This window comes from Klebsiella sp. GG_Kp173 (assembly GCF_040062415.1).
Taxonomy (GTDB): Bacteria; Pseudomonadota; Gammaproteobacteria; order Enterobacterales; family Enterobacteriaceae; genus Klebsiella; species Klebsiella quasipneumoniae.
In genome coordinates this window covers 285683-302359 of record NZ_JBEAFZ010000002.1, presented here as the reverse complement: position 1 = coordinate 302359, position 16677 = coordinate 285683, and the positions used below count along the sequence as shown (strand labels likewise).

At 58.9% G+C, this 16677-nt stretch carries 13 protein-coding genes; 11 read left to right on the top strand and 2 right to left on the bottom strand.

The window, feature by feature from the left end; all coding sequences use genetic code 11:
* The first annotated feature begins 44 nt into the window (after positions 1-44).
* The 4 genes from puuD (at position 45) to ABLU50_RS03240 (ending at position 4472) form a co-directional block, all read left to right on the top strand.
* Positions 45-797: a gamma-glutamyl-gamma-aminobutyrate hydrolase gene (gene puuD, locus ABLU50_RS03255; protein ID WP_025999163.1), complete on the top strand. Its 753-nt coding sequence runs from the start codon at positions 45-47 to the stop codon at positions 795-797.
* Positions 798-822: 25 nt separating this feature from the next.
* Complete coding sequence (gene puuR, locus ABLU50_RS03250) at positions 823-1380, top strand: HTH-type transcriptional regulator PuuR (protein ID WP_002898590.1); 558 nt, start codon at positions 823-825, stop codon at positions 1378-1380.
* Between the two features lie 321 nt (positions 1381-1701).
* Positions 1702-3189: an aldehyde dehydrogenase PuuC gene (gene puuC / locus ABLU50_RS03245; protein ID WP_023317883.1), complete on the top strand. Its 1488-nt coding sequence runs from the start codon at positions 1702-1704 to the stop codon at positions 3187-3189.
* 2 nt (positions 3190-3191) lie between these two features.
* On the top strand, positions 3192-4472 hold the full coding sequence (locus ABLU50_RS03240) for an FAD-binding oxidoreductase (RefSeq protein WP_087832946.1): 1281 nt from the start codon (positions 3192-3194) through the stop codon (positions 4470-4472).
* Here the strand turns inward: ABLU50_RS03240 and ABLU50_RS03235 are convergent.
* Entirely contained in the window at positions 4469-5431 is a 963-nt protein-coding gene (locus ABLU50_RS03235; protein ID WP_008805923.1) for a LysR substrate-binding domain-containing protein, read from the bottom strand. The genes ABLU50_RS03240 and ABLU50_RS03235 overlap by 4 nt on opposite strands.
* Positions 5432-5513: 82 nt before the next feature.
* Between ABLU50_RS03235 and ABLU50_RS03230 the strand changes: the two genes are divergently transcribed.
* The 5 genes from ABLU50_RS03230 (at position 5514) to ABLU50_RS03210 (ending at position 12379) form a co-directional block, all read left to right on the top strand.
* Positions 5514-6599: a tartrate dehydrogenase gene (locus ABLU50_RS03230; RefSeq protein ID WP_087832945.1), complete on the top strand. Its 1086-nt coding sequence runs from the start codon at positions 5514-5516 to the stop codon at positions 6597-6599.
* Between the two features lie 522 nt (positions 6600-7121).
* Complete coding sequence (locus ABLU50_RS03225) at positions 7122-8729, top strand: BCCT family transporter (RefSeq protein WP_004201469.1); 1608 nt, start codon at positions 7122-7124, stop codon at positions 8727-8729.
* 36 nt (positions 8730-8765) lie between these two features.
* The gene (yeaW, locus tag ABLU50_RS03220; protein ID WP_004201468.1) at positions 8766-9890 is read left to right on the top strand and encodes a carnitine monooxygenase, oxygenase subunit YeaW; all 1125 of its coding nucleotides are present in this window, start codon (positions 8766-8768) and stop codon (positions 9888-9890) included.
* 18 nt (positions 9891-9908) lie between these two features.
* Positions 9909-11357 carry an NAD-dependent succinate-semialdehyde dehydrogenase gene (locus ABLU50_RS03215; protein WP_048323629.1) on the top strand — a complete coding sequence of 483 codons (1449 nt, stop codon included), beginning with the start codon at positions 9909-9911 and terminating at the stop codon, positions 11355-11357.
* A 56-nt stretch (positions 11358-11413) separates the two neighbouring features.
* Positions 11414-12379 (top strand): PDR/VanB family oxidoreductase, encoded by a 966-nt coding sequence (locus ABLU50_RS03210; protein ID WP_087832944.1) that lies wholly within the window; start codon positions 11414-11416, stop codon positions 12377-12379.
* A gap of 37 nt (positions 12380-12416) precedes the next feature.
* Here the strand turns inward: ABLU50_RS03210 and ptsP are convergent, their stop codons facing one another.
* Positions 12417-14918: a phosphoenolpyruvate--protein phosphotransferase gene (gene ptsP, locus ABLU50_RS03205; protein WP_323083931.1), complete on the bottom strand. Its 2502-nt coding sequence runs from the start codon at positions 14916-14918 to the stop codon at positions 12417-12419.
* 309 nt (positions 14919-15227) lie between these two features.
* On the opposite strand from ptsP, the gene ABLU50_RS03200 reads away from it, so the two are divergent.
* Both ABLU50_RS03200 and ABLU50_RS03195 read left to right on the top strand, forming a co-directional pair.
* On the top strand, positions 15228-16304 hold the full coding sequence (locus ABLU50_RS03200) for a PTS fructose transporter subunit EIIC (RefSeq protein WP_023317881.1): 1077 nt from the start codon (positions 15228-15230) through the stop codon (positions 16302-16304).
* Between the two features lie 20 nt (positions 16305-16324).
* Positions 16325-16645 (top strand): PTS fructose-like transporter subunit IIB, encoded by a 321-nt coding sequence (locus tag ABLU50_RS03195; RefSeq protein ID WP_004201463.1) that lies wholly within the window; start codon positions 16325-16327, stop codon positions 16643-16645.
* The last annotated feature ends 32 nt before the right edge of the window (positions 16646-16677 follow it).

Below are 16677 nucleotides of genomic sequence, written 5' to 3'. Positions count from 1 at the left end.
GTCATAATTTAGTCCACTTTGTGAGGGCGATCATGGAAAATATAATGTACAAGCCAGTTATTGGCGTCGTGATGTGTAGAAACAGGCTTAAGGGTCACCAGACCCAGACCTTGCAAGAAAAGTACCTGAATGCAATTGTTAACGCCGGCGGACTGCCGATCGCCCTGCCACATGCGCTGGCAGAGCCGGATCTGCTGAACGCGTTAGTCGATAAACTGGATGGGATATACCTGCCAGGCAGCCCCAGTAACGTGCAGCCGCACCTTTATGGTGAAAACGGCGATGAGCCTGACGCCGACCCCGGGCGTGATCTTCTGAGCATGGCGCTGATTAACGCCGCACTCGAAAGGCGCATCCCCATTTTCGCCATCTGTCGTGGACTGCAGGAACTGGTTGTCGCCACCGGTGGGACTCTGTATCGTCGTCTGTTCGAGCAGCCTGAGCTGCTGGAGCATCGCGAAGATCCTGAACTGCCCGTCGAGCAGCAGTATGCGCCGTCCCATCAGGTTGAGGTTCAGGAAGGAGGATTGCTGTCGCAATTGATACCGGGCTGCAACACGTTTTGGGTAAACTCGCTACATGGGCAAGGGGCAAAAACCCTCAGTCCGCAGCTGCGCGTGGAGGCGCGAGCGCCGGATGGACTGGTGGAAGCGGTCAGCGTGAACGATCACCCCTTCGCGCTGGGCGTACAGTGGCATCCTGAATGGAACAGTAGCGAATACGCCCTGTCGCGTATGTTGTTTGATGGTTTTATCACCGCCTGTCAGGGCCATCATGCTGAAAAGCGGCGGCGCTGACCACTACCGTTAAGGAAATGCAAATATGAGCGATGACGGACTGGCGCCAGGGAAACGTCTGTCAGAGATCCGCCAACAGCTGGGTCTTTCGCAGCGTCGTGCCGCCGAACTGTCTGGGTTAACACATAGTGCCATCAGCACCATAGAGCAGGACAAAGTCAGTCCTGCCATCAGTACGCTGCAAAAGCTGCTGAAAGTCTATGGGCTGTCGCTCTCGGAATTCTTTTCTGAACCCGAAAAGCCGGACGAGCCCCAGGTGGTCATTAATCAGGATGACCTTATCGAAATGGGCAGTCAGGGCGTTTCCATGAAGCTGGTTCATAACGGAAATCCGAACCGTACGCTGGCGATGATTTTTGAAACTTACCAGCCTGGAACCACGACCGGGGAGAGGATTAAGCATCAGGGTGAGGAGATAGGCACCATACTGGAGGGTGAGATTGTGCTGACGATTAACGGTCAGTCGTACCACCTGGTGGCTGGACAGAGCTATGCCATTAATACCGGCATCCCGCACAGCTTCAGCAACACCTCGGCAGGCATCTGCCGCATCATCAGTGCCCACACCCCCACCACATTCTGAATATTTAGCCTGAACGAGCTTCAGGCTTTCTTCAGACCTGCGGCGGCGGAAATTTTATTTTCGTCGCCGCGAAAAACTCGCAGTCATAACGTTGGTGCCGGAAGGGAATCTTATTTTCTGCTGGACCTGAAATAATTAACGCCGTGAATGGCGACTCACCCCTGAATTATTCGGCATGCAGACAACCTGTCGAAATTTAGGGTGATAAAACGGTATTCAACTCCGGGGATACACTATGCCCTGCGCCTGGCGCAGCGCCCCCGTGCAGCCTGAAAACGCCGATGTGATTAATTTGCCGATAATGTTTTTTAAGGAGTCATGATGAATTTTCAGCACCTGGCTTACTGGCAGGAAAAAGCGAAAAGCCTGGCCATTGAAACACGATTATTTATTAACGGCGAATATTGCGCCGCGGTCGATAATACCACCTTTGAAACCATTGACCCTGCCGCGCAGCACACGTTAGCCCATGTCGCTCGCGGCAAAAAAGCCGACGTTGAGCTGGCGGTGAAGGCCGCGCGTCGGGTCTTTGATAACGGCGACTGGTCACAGGCCACCCCCACACAGCGTAAAGCGGTTCTCACACGCTTTGCCGACCTGATGGAGGCCCACTGCGAAGAGCTGGCGCTGCTGGAAACGCTGGATACCGGCAAGCCGATTCGCCACAGCCTGCGCGACGATATTCCCGGCGCCGCCCGCGCCATCCGCTGGTATGCCGAAGCGCTGGATAAAGTCTATGGCGAAGTGGCTCCTACCGGCAGCAACGAGCTGGCGATGATCGTCCGCGAACCGATTGGCGTCATCGCCGCGGTGGTGCCGTGGAACTTCCCGCTGCTGCTGGCCTGCTGGAAGCTCGGCCCGGCGCTGGCGGCGGGCAACAGCGTGATCCTTAAGCCCTCGGAAAAATCGCCGCTGACCGCTTTGCGCCTCGCCGGGCTGGCGAAAGAGGCGGGCCTGCCGGACGGCGTGCTGAACGTGGTCAGCGGCTTTGGTCACGAAGCCGGACAGGCGCTGGCCCTGCATCCTGACGTGGAGGTCCTTACCTTTACCGGCTCCACCCGCACCGGCAAACAGCTGCTGAAAGACGCCGGCGACAGCAATATGAAGCGCGTGTGGCTGGAAGCGGGCGGCAAGAGCGCCAACATCGTCTTCGCCGACTGCCCGGATCTGCAAAAAGCGGTCAGCGCCACCGCCGGCGGCATCTTCTACAACCAGGGGCAGGTGTGCATCGCCGGCACCCGCCTGCTGCTGGAGGAGAGCATCGCCGACGAGTTCCTGGCACGACTGAAAACCGAAGCGCAACGCTGGCAGCCGGGCAACCCGCTCGACCCAAACACCACCATGGGCATGCTGATTGACAACACCCATGCCGACAGCGTGCACAGTTTTATTCGCGGCGGCGAAAGCAAAAGCACGCTGTTCCTCGACGGGCGGAAAAATCCGTGGCCTGCCGCCGTCGGCCCGACCATTTTTGTTGACGTCGACCCGGCCTCCCCCCTCAGCCGGGAAGAGATCTTCGGCCCGGTGCTGGTGGTGACTCGCTTCAAAAGCGAAGACGAGGCGCTGCGGCTTGCCAACGACAGCGACTACGGCCTCGGCGCGGCGGTATGGACCCGCGATCTCTCACGCGCCCACCGCATGAGCCGCCGCCTGAAGGCCGGTTCGGTCTTCGTCAACAACTATAACGATGGTGATATGACCGTCCCCTTCGGCGGTTACAAACAGAGCGGCAACGGACGCGATAAGTCGCTGCACGCGCTGGAAAAATTCACCGAACTGAAAACCATCTGGATTGCCCTGGAGTCTTAATCATGACCGAACATACCACCAGCTATTACGCCGCCAGCGCCAACAAATATGAACCCTTTCCGACGCTGGACGAATCGATAAGCTGCGACGTCTGCGTCGTCGGCGGCGGCTACACCGGACTCTCGTCTGCCCTGCATCTGGCCGAAATGGGCTACGACGTGGTGGTGCTGGAAGGGGCGCGCATCGGCTTCGGCGCCAGCGGCCGCAATGGCGGTCAGCTGGTTAACTCCTACAGCCGCGATATCGACGTGATTGAAAAAAACTACGGCCCGGATACCGCTAAAATGCTCGGCAGCATGATGTTCGAAGGCGGTGATATTATTCGCGAACGTATCCAGCGCTACCAGATCCAGTGCGATTATCGCCCGGGCGGCCTGTTCGTGGCGATGAATCACAAACAGCTGGAGACGCTGGAAGAACAGAAAGCCAACTGGGAGCGCTACGGCAACACGCAGCTGGAGCTGCTGGACAGAGAGGCGATTCGTCGCGAAGTGGACAGCGACCGCTACGTCGGCGCCCTGCTCGACCACAGCGGCGGCCATATTCATCCGCTCAACCTCGCCATCGGCGAAGCGGACGCCATTCGCCTGAACGGCGGCCGGGTCTATGAGCAGTCGCCGGTCACCCGCATTCAGCACTCCACTCCGGCAGTGGTCAGCACCGCCCGCGGCCAGGTCACTGCCCGCTATGTGATCGTCGCCGGCAACGCCTATCTCGGCGACAAACTGGAGCCGGAGCTGGCGAAGCGCAGCATGCCTTGCGGCACCCAGGTGGTCACCACCGCTCCGCTGTCGGAGGAGGTCGCTCGCTCGCTGATCCCGAAAAACTACTGTGTGGAAGACTGTAACTATCTGTTGGATTACTACCGCCTCACCGGCGACAACCGCCTGCTGTATGGCGGCGGCGTGGTCTACGGCGCCCGCGACCCGGACGATGTGGAACGGCTGATTATGCCGAAGCTGCTGAAAACCTTCCCGCAGCTGAAAGGGGTGAAAATCGACTACCGCTGGACCGGCAACTTCCTGTTGACCCTCTCAAGGATGCCGCAGTTTGGTCGCCTCGATACCAACATCTACTACATGCAGGGCTACAGCGGGCATGGGGTCACCTGTACCCACCTCGCCGGACGGTTGATTTCGGAACTGCTGCGCGGTGACGCTGAGCGTTTCGACGCCTTTGCCAAACTGCCGCACTACCCGTTCCCGGGCGGCCGCAGCCTGCGCATTCCCTTCACCGCCATGGGCGCCGCCTACTACAGTCTGCGCGACCGCCTGGGGGTTTAATCGCCTCTGCCGACGGCGCTGGCCGTCGGCTCATGCTGCGGATAGTGCTGCTGAAAGTAGTGGCGCAGAAACTCCACAGTGGTGCGAATTTTAGCCGACGTCGCCAGCCGGGAGACATAGACTGCCCAGACGTTGGCAGGCTGAAAGAATTCCGGCAGCACATGCACCAGATGCCCGCTGGCGATATTCTCCCGGACGTCCCACCATGAACGTAACGCAATCCCCTGCCCGTCCAGACACCACTGATGCACAATTTCACCATGGTTGGACGACAGCGGCCCGGTCACTTTGATGGCATGCTGCCCCTCTTTGCTGTGCAACTGCCAGATGCCAAACGGATGATCGCGTTCTTTAATCACCAGGCAGGGTAAGGCGGCCAGATCGCTCAGCTGTTTCGGCGGTGGATGGCGGGCAAGGAATTGCGGCGAGGCGCAGAGCACGCGGTGGTTGGCCGCCAGCTGGCGGGCAATCAGATTCGGCGCGATATCATCGCCCACGCGAATATCGAGATCCACCCCTTCATTGACTAAATCCACCAGCCGGTCCTGGACATCGAAACGCAGTTCCAGCTGCGGGTACTGAAGGGCCAGCGCCGACAGCGCCGGGGCCACCACCCGGCGACCAAAGCCGAAGCTACTGATAATACGCAGCGTTCCCTGCGGCACCTGGCGCACGTCGGAAAGCTCGTCCATCATCTCATCGACATCCTGCAAAATGCGCTGCGCCCATTCGTAGATCCGCTCCCCCTCCTCGGTAATGGTGACCCGGCGGGTGGTCCGGTGCAACAACACCACATTCAGGGTTTGCTCCAGCAGCGAAACCCGCTTGCTGACGAACGCCGGTGATACGCCAAGCTCTTCGGCGGCGGCGGCGAACCCGGCCCGGCGAGCGACCAGCATAAAGACGCGTAAATCATTTAGCAGCGGCAGATTATTCATGATCTGTGTTTTATGTTTCACCAGTTAGCGTGATTAATTATGAACCAGTCAATTATAGGATAGGCAGGTGGTCAAACATCATCGCTAAAAAGTGAGAACCGGAATGAAAAAAAACTATCGTATTGCCGCCATCCCGGGTGACGGAATTGGCAAAGAAGTTCTGCCTGAAGGGATTCGCGTGCTGCAAGCCGCCGCACAGCGGTGGGATCTGTCATTGAGCTTCGAGCAGATGGAGTGGGCAAGCTGCGAATATTATGCCCATCACGGCAAGATGATGCCGGACGACTGGCGCGAGCAGCTGCAGGGCTTCGATGCCATCTACTTCGGCGCCGTCGGCTGGCCGGATACCGTTCCCGACCACATTTCGCTGTGGGGGTCGCTGCTGAAGTTCCGCCGTGAGTTTGACCAATACGTCAACCTGCGTCCGGTGCGTCTGTTCCCCGGCGTCCCCTGCCCGCTGGCGGGTAAAAAGGCCGGCGATATCGATTTTTACGTGGTGCGCGAAAATACCGAAGGCGAATATTCCGCCCTCGGCGGGCGCGCCAATGAAGGCACCGAGCATGAAGTGGTGATTCAGGAGTCGGTCTTTACCCGCCGCGGCGTGGACCGGATCCTGCGCTACGCCTTCGAACTGGCGCAAAGCCGCCCACGCAAAACGCTGACCTCCGCAACCAAATCCAACGGTCTGGCGATCAGCATGCCCTACTGGGATGAGCGGGTGGAAGAGATGGCCAAAAACTATCCGGATATTCGCTGGGACAAGCAGCATATCGATATCCTGTGCGCCCGCTTCGTGCTACAGCCGGAGCGGTTTGACGTGGTCGTCGGCTCCAATCTGTTCGGTGATATTCTCTCCGATCTCGGCCCGGCCTGTACCGGCACCATCGGTATTGCGCCGTCGGCGAATCTCAACCCGGAGCGCACCTTCCCGTCGCTGTTCGAACCGGTTCACGGGTCGGCGCCGGATATCTATGGTAAAAATATCGCCAACCCGATCGCCACCATATGGGCCGGGGCGATGATGCTCGATTTCCTCGGCAACGGCGATGAGCGCTATCACGACGCGCACAACGGCATTCTGGCGGCGATTGAGCAGGTGATTGCCAGCGGGCCGAAAACCCCGGATATGAAAGGCAGCGCGTCAACGCAACAGGTCAGCGACGCTCTCTGCAAAGCCATTTTGGCGTAATTACCCAAGCCGCTCCCCGGTCGCGCGGCGCTTACCGGGGCTACAAAAGGCACGATAATGTAAAAACACGGCCCTCAGCCCGCATCCCTGCGGGCTGCCCCGACCTGCCGGGAACGTCTCAGCGATGTTGAGGCCGCCAACACCGGCAGTTTCAGCAACAATGGTGAATAAATTAAAGGCAGGCCGCAAGGACCGTAGCCCGGGTAAGGCGCAGCCGCTACCCGGGAAGACCTGCGCCAACTTCCCTCTCTTTTCGCTATGCAGAATCCCCCACGATTGACAAGTGGACCGCATCACAGCGGCAAACTTTATTAATTCCTGAAAAGACAGAACCTGCGCCAATTCACCTTTTATTATTTCCGTTCCGTGTTTTATTGCTTCACGAAACGGCCAATTGTTTAATTCATGTAACGAAGAAATAATCCGATTGTTAATAGCTTTTGCTACGAACCTTGACCCTACAGCGTGATAACAACGACAGGCTAAAGCCACCGACGGGCAATCATGCCCAGGAGATCACCCATGTTGAGCAACGTAAAGAAAAAAGATGTGCCGCTGATTGCCATCAGCCTGGCGGCCATTGTTTTCATCGCCGCTACATTAAGTCTCTTCCCGCAGCAAACCGCGCAGGCGGCTGATTCGATTTTTAACGGCGTGACCCGCCTGCTGGGTTCCACGGTACAGGTACTGGTGCTGCTGGCGCTGGGACTGGTGCTCTATCTGGCGACCAGCAAATACGGCAATATCCGTCTCGGCGAAGGTAAAGTCGAATACAGTACCCTCTCATGGCTGTTTATGTTTATCTGCGCTGGGCTCGGCTCCTCCACGCTGTACTGGGGCGTTGCCGAATGGGCTTATTACTACCAGACCCCGGGCCTGAACATTGCCCCGCAATCGCCGAAAGCGCTGGAATACAGCATCCCTTATTCTTTCTTCCACTGGGGGGTTAGCGCCTGGGCGACCTACACTCTCGCCTCGCTGATCATGGCCTATCACTTCCACGTGCGGAAAAATAAAGGCCTCAGCCTCTCCGGGATCATTTCAGCGATCACCGGAGTGAGTCCGCAGGGCTTCTGGGGCCGTCTGGTCGATCTGATGTTCCTGATCGCTACCGTCGGCGCGTTAACCATTTCGCTGGTGGTCACTGCCGCCACCTTCACCCGCGGCCTGTCAGCGCTGACCGGGCTGCCGGATAACTTCACCGTGCAGGCGTTTGTGATCCTGCTCTCCGGCGGTATTTTCTGCATGAGTTCGTGGATTGGCATCAACAACGGCCTGCAGCGCCTGAGCAAAATGGTCGGCTGGGGGGCATTTCTGCTGCCGTTGGTGGTATTACTGGTTGGCCCGACCGAATTCATCACCAATAACATCATTAACGCCGTCGGCCTGACGACTCAGAACTTCCTGCAGATGAGCCTGTTTACCGATCCCCTCGGCGACGGCGCCTTTACCCGCAACTGGACCGTCTTCTACTGGCTGTGGTGGATCTCCTATACCCCGGGCGTGGCGATGTTCGTCACCCGCGTCTCCCGCGGGCGCAAAATCAAAGAGGTGATATGGGGACTGCTCCTTGGTAGCACCGCCGGCTGCTGGTTCTTCTTTGGGGTGATGGAAAGCTACGCCATGCACCAGTTCGTTAACGGCGTGATTAACGTACCGCAGGTGATGCAGACTCTTGGCGGCGAAACCGCCGTCCAGCAGGTCCTGATGTCGCTGCCGGCAGGTAAGCTGTTCCTCGCCGCCTATCTGTTCGTGATGATTGTTTTCCTCGCCTCGCACATGGATGCGGTGGCCTACACCATGGCGGCGACCAGCACCCGCAACCTGCGCGAAGGCGACGATCCGGATCGCGGCATGCGCCTGTTCTGGTGCGTGGTAATCACCCTCATCCCGCTATCGATTCTGTTTACCGGCGCTTCGCTTGAGACCATGAAAACCACCGTGGTGCTGACCGCCCTACCATTCCTGGCCATTTTACTGATTAAAACCGGCGGCTTCGTGCGCTGGCTAAAACAGGACTACGCCCACGTGCCGGTCAATCAGATAGAAACCCATACGCCCGAGCCAATGATTAAAGCCGAGACGCTACCGGTTGGCACGGTACTCAAAGGCGACGGCCAGTCGCTGTAAAACCTCTTACTGACAATAATCACAAGGTGACCTTACATGAGCAATTTGAGCCCTGACTTTACTCTGCCGATTAACTTTTGCGCCAATCCGCAGGATGCCTGGACCATTCCGGCCCGTTTTTATACCGACAGCCAGGCGTTTGAACACGAGAAAGAGCGCATCTTCGCCAATAGCTGGATTTGCGTCGCCCACGGCAGCGAGGTCGCCCGGCCGAACGACTACATCACCCGGGAGATCATTGGCGAAAATATCGTTATCGTCCGCGGCCGCGACAACATTCTGCGCGCTTTCTATAACGTCTGCCCGCACCGCGGCCACCAGCTGCTGAGCGGTGAAGGTAAAGCCAAAAACGTGATTACCTGCCCCTATCACGCCTGGGCCTTCAAGCTTGACGGCAATCTCGCCCACGCCCGCAACTGCGAAAACGTGGCGAATTTCGATAGCGAAAAGGCGCAGCTGGTGCCGGTTCGCCTGGAAGAGTATGCCGGCTTTGTGTTTATCAATATGAACCCGCAAGCAGAGAGCGTGGAAACGCAGCTGCCGGGCCTGCAGGACAAAGTGTTGGAAGCCTGCCCGGACGTGCATGATCTGAAACTGGCGGCGCGCTTTACCACTCTCACCCCGGCGAACTGGAAAAATATCGTCGATAACTATCTGGAATGTTACCACTGCGGCCCGGCGCACCCGGGCTTCTCGGATTCCGTACAGGTTGACCGTTACTGGCACACCATGCACGGCAAATGGACGCTGCAGTATGGCTTCGCCAAGCCGTCCGAGCAGTCGTTTAAATTCGAAGAAGGTACCGACGCCGCGTTCCACGGTTTCTGGCTGTGGCCGTGCACCATGTTCAACGTGACGCCGATCAAGGGCATGATGACCGTGATCTATGAATTCCCGGTGGATGAAGAGACCACTCTGCAGAATTACGACATCTATTTCACCAACGAAGAGCTGACTGACGATCAGAAAGCGCTGATTGAGTGGTATCGCGACGTGTTCCGCCCGGAAGATTTACGCCTGGTGGAAAGCGTGCAGAAGGGGCTGAAGTCCCGCGGCTATCGCGGCCAGGGGCGCATTATGGCGGATAACAGCGGCAGCGGTATCTCCGAGCACGGTATCGCGCATTTCCACAATCTGGTGGCCCAGGTGTTCCAGCCGTAATCGTTGAAGGAGTTGGCTATGTCCGTGTTTCACTCAGATCTGTTTCGCCAGCAGGCGCTGATTGCCGGAAGCTGGCGCGACGCCGCCGACGGCACGACGCTTGCCGTCAGCAACCCTTCCACCGGCGCGACGCTCGGCCAGATCCCCAATATGGGTCGGGCGGAAGCGCAGCAGGCGGTGGATGCCGCCGCTGCCGCGCTGCCGGCATGGCGCGCGCTTACCGCCGCCCAGCGCGCCGCGTTATTGAAGAACTGGCACCGCCTGATCCTCGAAAACAAGACCGCGCTGGCGCAGATAATGACCGCCGAGCAGGGCAAGCCGCTGGCGGAAGCGGAAGGCGAAATCGCCTATGCCGCCTCATTTATCGAGTGGTTTGCCGAACAAGGGAAACGTGCCAACGGCGAGATAATCCCCTCCCCTAGCGCCGATAAACGCCTGATGGTGATCCGCCAGGGAGTGGGGGTCTGCGCGGCGATCACCCCGTGGAACTTCCCGGCGGCGATGATCACCCGTAAGGCCGGCCCGGCGCTGGCCGCGGGTTGTACGATGGTGATAAAGCCCGCCAACGAAACGCCTTTTACCGCGCTGGCGATGGCGGAACTGGCGAATCAGGCCGGGATCCCGCAGGGCGTTATTAACGTTGTCACCGGACAGTCGCGTGAGATTGGCGCGGTGTTCACCGGCGATGAACGGGTGCGTAAGCTCTCCTTTACCGGCTCGACCGAAGTTGGCCGCGTGCTGATGCGCCAGTGCGCGGAATCCATCAAAAAGCTCTCTTTAGAGCTCGGGGGTAACGCGCCGTTTATCGTCTTTGATGACGCCGATATCGATAAAGCGGTCGAGGGAGCGCTGATCGCCAAGTTCCGCAACGCCGGGCAAACCTGCGTCTGCGTCAATCGCTTCTATATTCATCGCGCCGTCTACGACCAATTCTGCGATAAATTCGTCGCCCGCGTCGCCGCCCTGAAAGTGGGCGATGGCAGCGAGTCCGATGTCCAGATTGGCCCGCTGATCAACGCCGACGCCGGGCGCAAAGTCCAGTCCCTGCTCGACGACGCCCTGAGCCGCGGCGCCACGCTGTTAACCGGCGGTAAAGCGCACCCACTGGGCGGTAATTTTTTCACCCCTACGGTGATCGGCGACGTACAACCGGGGTCACTGCTGCTGCAGGAAGAGATTTTCGGCCCGGTGGCGGCGCTGGTGAAATTTGACGATGAGCAGCAGGTCATCGAGCAGGCGAATAACACCATCTACGGTCTCGCCTCCTATTTTTACAGCAACGATGCCGCCCGTATCTGGCGCGTCTCCGAGCAGCTGGAATACGGCATGGTCGGCATCAATACCGGACTGATTTCCAACGAAGTCGCGCCATTTGGCGGGGTGAAACAGTCGGGTCTTGGCCGCGAAGGCTCGGAACACGGAATCGAAGATTACCTGGAGATGAAGTATCTCTGCCAGGGGTTATAAATGTATTCTCCCGGCGGCGGCTCTGGCCACGCCGGGATTTTTGATGGAGTTCAGCGATGTCTGATTATCAAATGTTTGAGACGATCGTTCGCGATGTTGAACAGATCACCGCCCAGGTGAAGCGTTTTACGCTGGTGTCGCCGACCGGCGCCCCGCTGCCGGGATTCAGCGGCGGTAGCCATATTATCGTCCAGATGCAGGATGGCGAGCAGCGCTACAGCAATGCTTATTCGCTGATGAGCTCGCCGCTGGATACCACCAGCTGGCAGATTGCGGTGCGTCTTGAGTCGCCTTCCAAAGGCGGCTCGCGCTTTATGCACCAGCAGGTGCGCCCGGGCGATACCCTGACGGTGTCCACGCCCAACAACCTGTTCGCCATCGAACCACAGGCGCGAAAACATCTGCTGATCGCCGGCGGTATCGGCATTACGCCATTCTTGTCGCATATTCCGGAACTGGAACAACAGCAGGCCGACTGGCAGCTGCACTACTGTTTCCACGACGCCGACAATAATGCTTTCGTCGATGAGCTCAGCGCCGCGCCGTGGCGCGATCGGGTCAATATTCATGTATCAGCGCTCGGCAGCCGTCTCGACCTGCCGCGCCTGTTCGCCGACCTCGAGCCCGGAACCCACGTGTATACCTGCGGCCCGGCGGCGCTTAACGAGGCGGTGAAAGCCGCCGCCGAACGCCATCAGGTGCCCGCCAGTCAACTGCACTTTGAGCAGTTTATCGTTGAGGATAAAGGCGGAGAGGCGTTTACCCTGGTGCTGGCGCGTTCCGGACGCGAATTTACCGTACCGCAGGACATGACCATTTTGCAGATTATTGAGAATAACAAAGCGGCGAAGGTGGAATGTCTGTGCCGCGAAGGGGTGTGCGGCACCTGCGAAACGATGATTCTGGAAGGGGAAGCGGACCACCGCGATCAGTATTACAGCGAGGAAGAGAAAGCCAGCCAACAGAGTATGCTGATCTGCTGCTCGCGCGCCAAAGGCGGCCGGTTAGTGCTGGATTTATAGCTCGCTCTCCGGCCAGCGCCGCTGGCCGGAGAGACAATTACAGTTCCAGCTCGCGGCGCAGCAGTTGCGCGATATCTTCACGGCTCTGCGCGGAGACCAGAGCTTGACGGAACTCCGCATGCATAATGCGTCGCGCCAGGCGCGAGAAGATGCGCATATGCTGGTCGCCCGCCGAATGCTTGTTTAGCGTCAGCATAATCACAAACTGCGCCTCTTCATCGCCCCACATCACCGGCTGCGCCAGCCGGGCGACGCTGATGGTCGACTGCTCAATATGCTCGGATTTACTGTGCGGTATGGCGAAGCTAAAGCCAAGCCCGGTGGAGAACACCGCCTCACGGGCCCACAGGTCAGCCTCCAGCTTGCGTGGGTAGCGGCAGCGACCGGCCAGCAGCAGGTTATCCGTCATCCCCTTCAGCACTTCTTCCTTACTACGCCAGTCGCTGTTGAGCGTAATGCACTCGGCGCTCACCAGCGGCACCTCCTGCTGGCGCATACGGAACTGGGCCAGCAGATGCTCCACTTCCAGCGAGGTACGGCACTGCATCGCCTGATTCAGCAGCTGACGGCAGGCGCGGCTGTCCAGCTGCGCCAGACGCGCTTTGGTCGCCGGGATCGCCGGCGCGCTCATACTCAGTTCATCCAGGCCGAGGCCGACCAGCAGCGGCAGCACCGAACCTTTGGCCCCCAGTTCGCCGCACAAGCCGATCCATTTCCCCTGCCGGTGCGCCGCCTGCACGGCATAGTCCAGCGCACGCAGGAAGGCCGGGTTGAGACTGTTGTAATGGCGCGTCACTTTCGCGTTATCGCGGTCGACCGCCAGAAGATACTGCGTTAAGTCATTGCTGCCGATGCTAAAGAAGTCCACCTCTTCGCAGCACTGATCGATGATGAACATCACCGACGGCACCTCCAGCATGATGCCCAGCGGGATTTTTTCATCAAACGGGATCTGTTCAACGCGCAGCGACTGTTTGGTCTCCGCCAGCCGCTCTTTCACCCACAGGATCTCTTCCATGGAGGAAATCATCGGGATCATGATCTTCAGCGCGCCGTGCGCCGAGGCGCGTAGAATCGCCCGCAGCTGAGTATGAAACAGCGCCTGGTACTCTTCATAGATGCGCACCGCGCGGTAGCCGAGGAAGGGGTTATTTTCCGCAGGAATGTTGAGATAGGCCACCGGCTTATCACCGCCGATATCCATAGTCCGCACAATAATGCTGCGCCCGGCGGCAGGCTCCAGCGCCTGACAGAAGATGTTGTAAAGCTCATCTTCCGATGGCGCGCCGGGCCGGTCCATATACAGCATCTCCGTGCGGAACAGGCCAACCGACTGCGCGCCATTGTTGAATGCCGCCACCGCCTCTACCGAATGGGCGATGTTCGCCGCGATCTCGACGCGGATACCGTCTTCCGTCTGCCCTGGCTTATCCAGCCATACCTGCTGCTGTTGCTGGATCTGCGCCTGAACCCACGCCTCCTGCTGATAGTAGCGCGCCACCGCCGGACTCGGATCCACCACCAGCAGTCCGGCGGTGCCGTCGATCTGCACCTGGGTACCCTCCCACGGCAACAGTGCGTCGAGGTCAACCCCCACCAGGGTCGGAATATTGAACGAGCGGGCGAGAATCACGGTGTGCGACGTGGTGCCGCCGCCGCGCAGCAGCAGCCCTTTGAGATGCGCTTTATCCAGTTCGAGAAACTGGCTGGGGGTCAGCTCGTCGGCAAGGCAAATGGCGGCCTCCCACAGCTGGCCCGGGGGCGGAAAGCGGGCTTCGCCATAGATATGTTGCAACAACTGGAAGCAGACATCGCGCACATCGAGCACCCGCTCCTGTAGATAAGTGTTGCCGGAGTCGCGGAACCGTGCGCAGAAGTGGTCGCTGGTGGCGACAATCGCCTGCGCGCAGCTGAGGCCGGTAAGAATGCCGTCGAGCAGGTGCTGGCGCAGCGAGGCATCCGTCGCCAGCGAGCGGTGGGCATCGAGGATTGCGCTGGCGGTGCCGTCGTTGTCCAGCAGCCGCAGCTCAATGTCTTTTACCAGCAGGCGCAGGCCATTATCCAGCGCCGCCTGCTCCTGTTCAGGAGCGACGGCGCCCGGCAGTTCCCCCAGCGCATGCAGATCGCGGGATTTCAGGTGTATTAGCCTGCCCCCCGCGCTGCCGGCGCACACCGGGCGGGCATGAAACAGCGTCGGGTTCAGCCGCGAGAGCGACGCAGGCACCGGCTGGATCTCCAGCGCATGCGCAGCGGGCAGCGGCGCGTCGCACTGCGGGAATTCATTTTCGATAAAGGCGCTTAAGGCGGCGAACGCGTCGGCTTCATCTTCGCCATGAATGACCAGCTGGCAGGCGTCGCCCTTCAGGGTATTGCTGCCGATGATCGCCAGCGCGCTCTTGGCATTTCCGCTGGTCTCGCGGCGCAGATTGCGCCACTCAATCGCCGATGAAAAACGGTTACACAGCGTTTCGACCAGACTGGCCGGACGCGCATGCACGCCGTTTGGTAAATCACATGTAAATTCAATGACCAGAGCCATCGTCTTCCTCCTGAGCAATCCATTATTTACCCAAAAGGTAATGAATGAAGGGGCCGGGGACTAGGTGATAAAACTGGCAATTACTGGACTATTGTACACACGATACTTTTTTATGCCCGCCATCACAACTCCATCCATTTAGCGCCCATCCTTCCTGCCATCACTAAGATTTGAGGTGGATCGCAATTCCTTTCTAACCTTACAAATGTCCAGTAAATGCACTTTTTCTCTACTGTTTTATGCGGCGACCTTTTTCTAATGTTGAGCCATCAATACTGTCACGGGCCCTACAGCGCTCAGGAGCAAACAATGAACGAACTGGTGCAAATACTAAAAAATACCCGCCAGCATCTGATGACCGGCGTGTCACACATGATCCCCTTTGTGGTCTCCGGTGGGATCCTGCTGGCGGTGTCCGTCATGTTGTATGGCAAAGGCGCAGTTCCCGATGCCGCCACCGATCCCAACCTGAAGAAGCTGTTTGACATCGGCGTCGCCGGGCTGACGCTGATGGTCCCTTTTCTCGCCGCCTACATCGGGTACTCCATCGCTGACCGCGCCGCGCTGGCGCCCTGCGCCATCGGCGCCTGGGTGGGCAACAGCTTCGGCGCCGGCTTCTTCGGCGCGCTGATCGCCGGCATGATCGGCGGCCTGGTGGTCTACTACCTGAAAAAAATACCGGTCCACAAGGTGCTGCGCTCGGTGATGCCGATTTTCATTATTCCCATCATCGGCACCTTTATTACCGCCGGGATCATGATGTGGGGGCTCGGCGAACCGGTGGGCGCGCTAACCGCTAACCTGACCGGCTGGCTGCAGGGTATGCGTGAAGGCAGCATCGTGGTGCTGGCCATCATTATGGGCCTGATGCTGGCCTTTGATATGGGTGGCCCGGTGAACAAAGTGGCCTACGCCTTCATGTTGATCTGCGTCTCGCAGGGGGTCTACAGCGTGGTGGCTATCGCCGCCGTCGGCATCGCCGTGCCGCCGCTGGGGATGGGGTTGGCGACGCTGATCGGCCGTAAATATTTCACCGCCGAAGAGCGGGAAACCGGCAAAGCGGCGCTGGTGATGGGCTGCGTCGGGGTCACTGAAGGGGCGATTCCCTTTGCCGCTGCCGACCCGCTGCGCGTTATTCCGGCCAATATGATTGGCGCTGCCAGCGGCTGCGTCACCGCGGCACTGTTGGGGGCCCAGTGTTACGCCGGCTGGGGCGGGCTCATCGTGCTGCCGGTGGTCCAGGGCAAACTCGGCTTTATCGCCGCGCTGTTGGTCGGTGCCTGCGTCAGCGCCGCCTGCGTCATTGTGCTGAAAGCGCTGGCTAAAAAGAAATCGTCTGACGCTAAAGCCGACGACGAATTAGATCTTGATTTCGAAATTAACTAACAGACTGGAAGGAACAGATTATGACCCACATTATCGCTGTCACCGCCTGCCCGTCGGGCGTGGCTCACACCTACATGGCCGCCGAGTCGCTGGAAAGCGCCGCCAAAGCCAAAGGCTGGCAGGTTAAAGTCGAAACCCAGGGCTCAATCGGCATTGAAAACGAACTGACCGCCGAAGAGATCGCCGCCGCCGATATGGTCATCCTGACCAAAGATATCGGTATCAAATTCGAAGAGCGTTTTGCCGGGAAAACTATCGTGCGCGTCAATATCAGCGATGCGGTCAAGCGCGCCGACGCCATCATGAACAAGATAGACAGCCATCTTTCTCAGCGTACCTGAAGCCTTACAAGGGGCGCCCTCGCGCCCTTCGC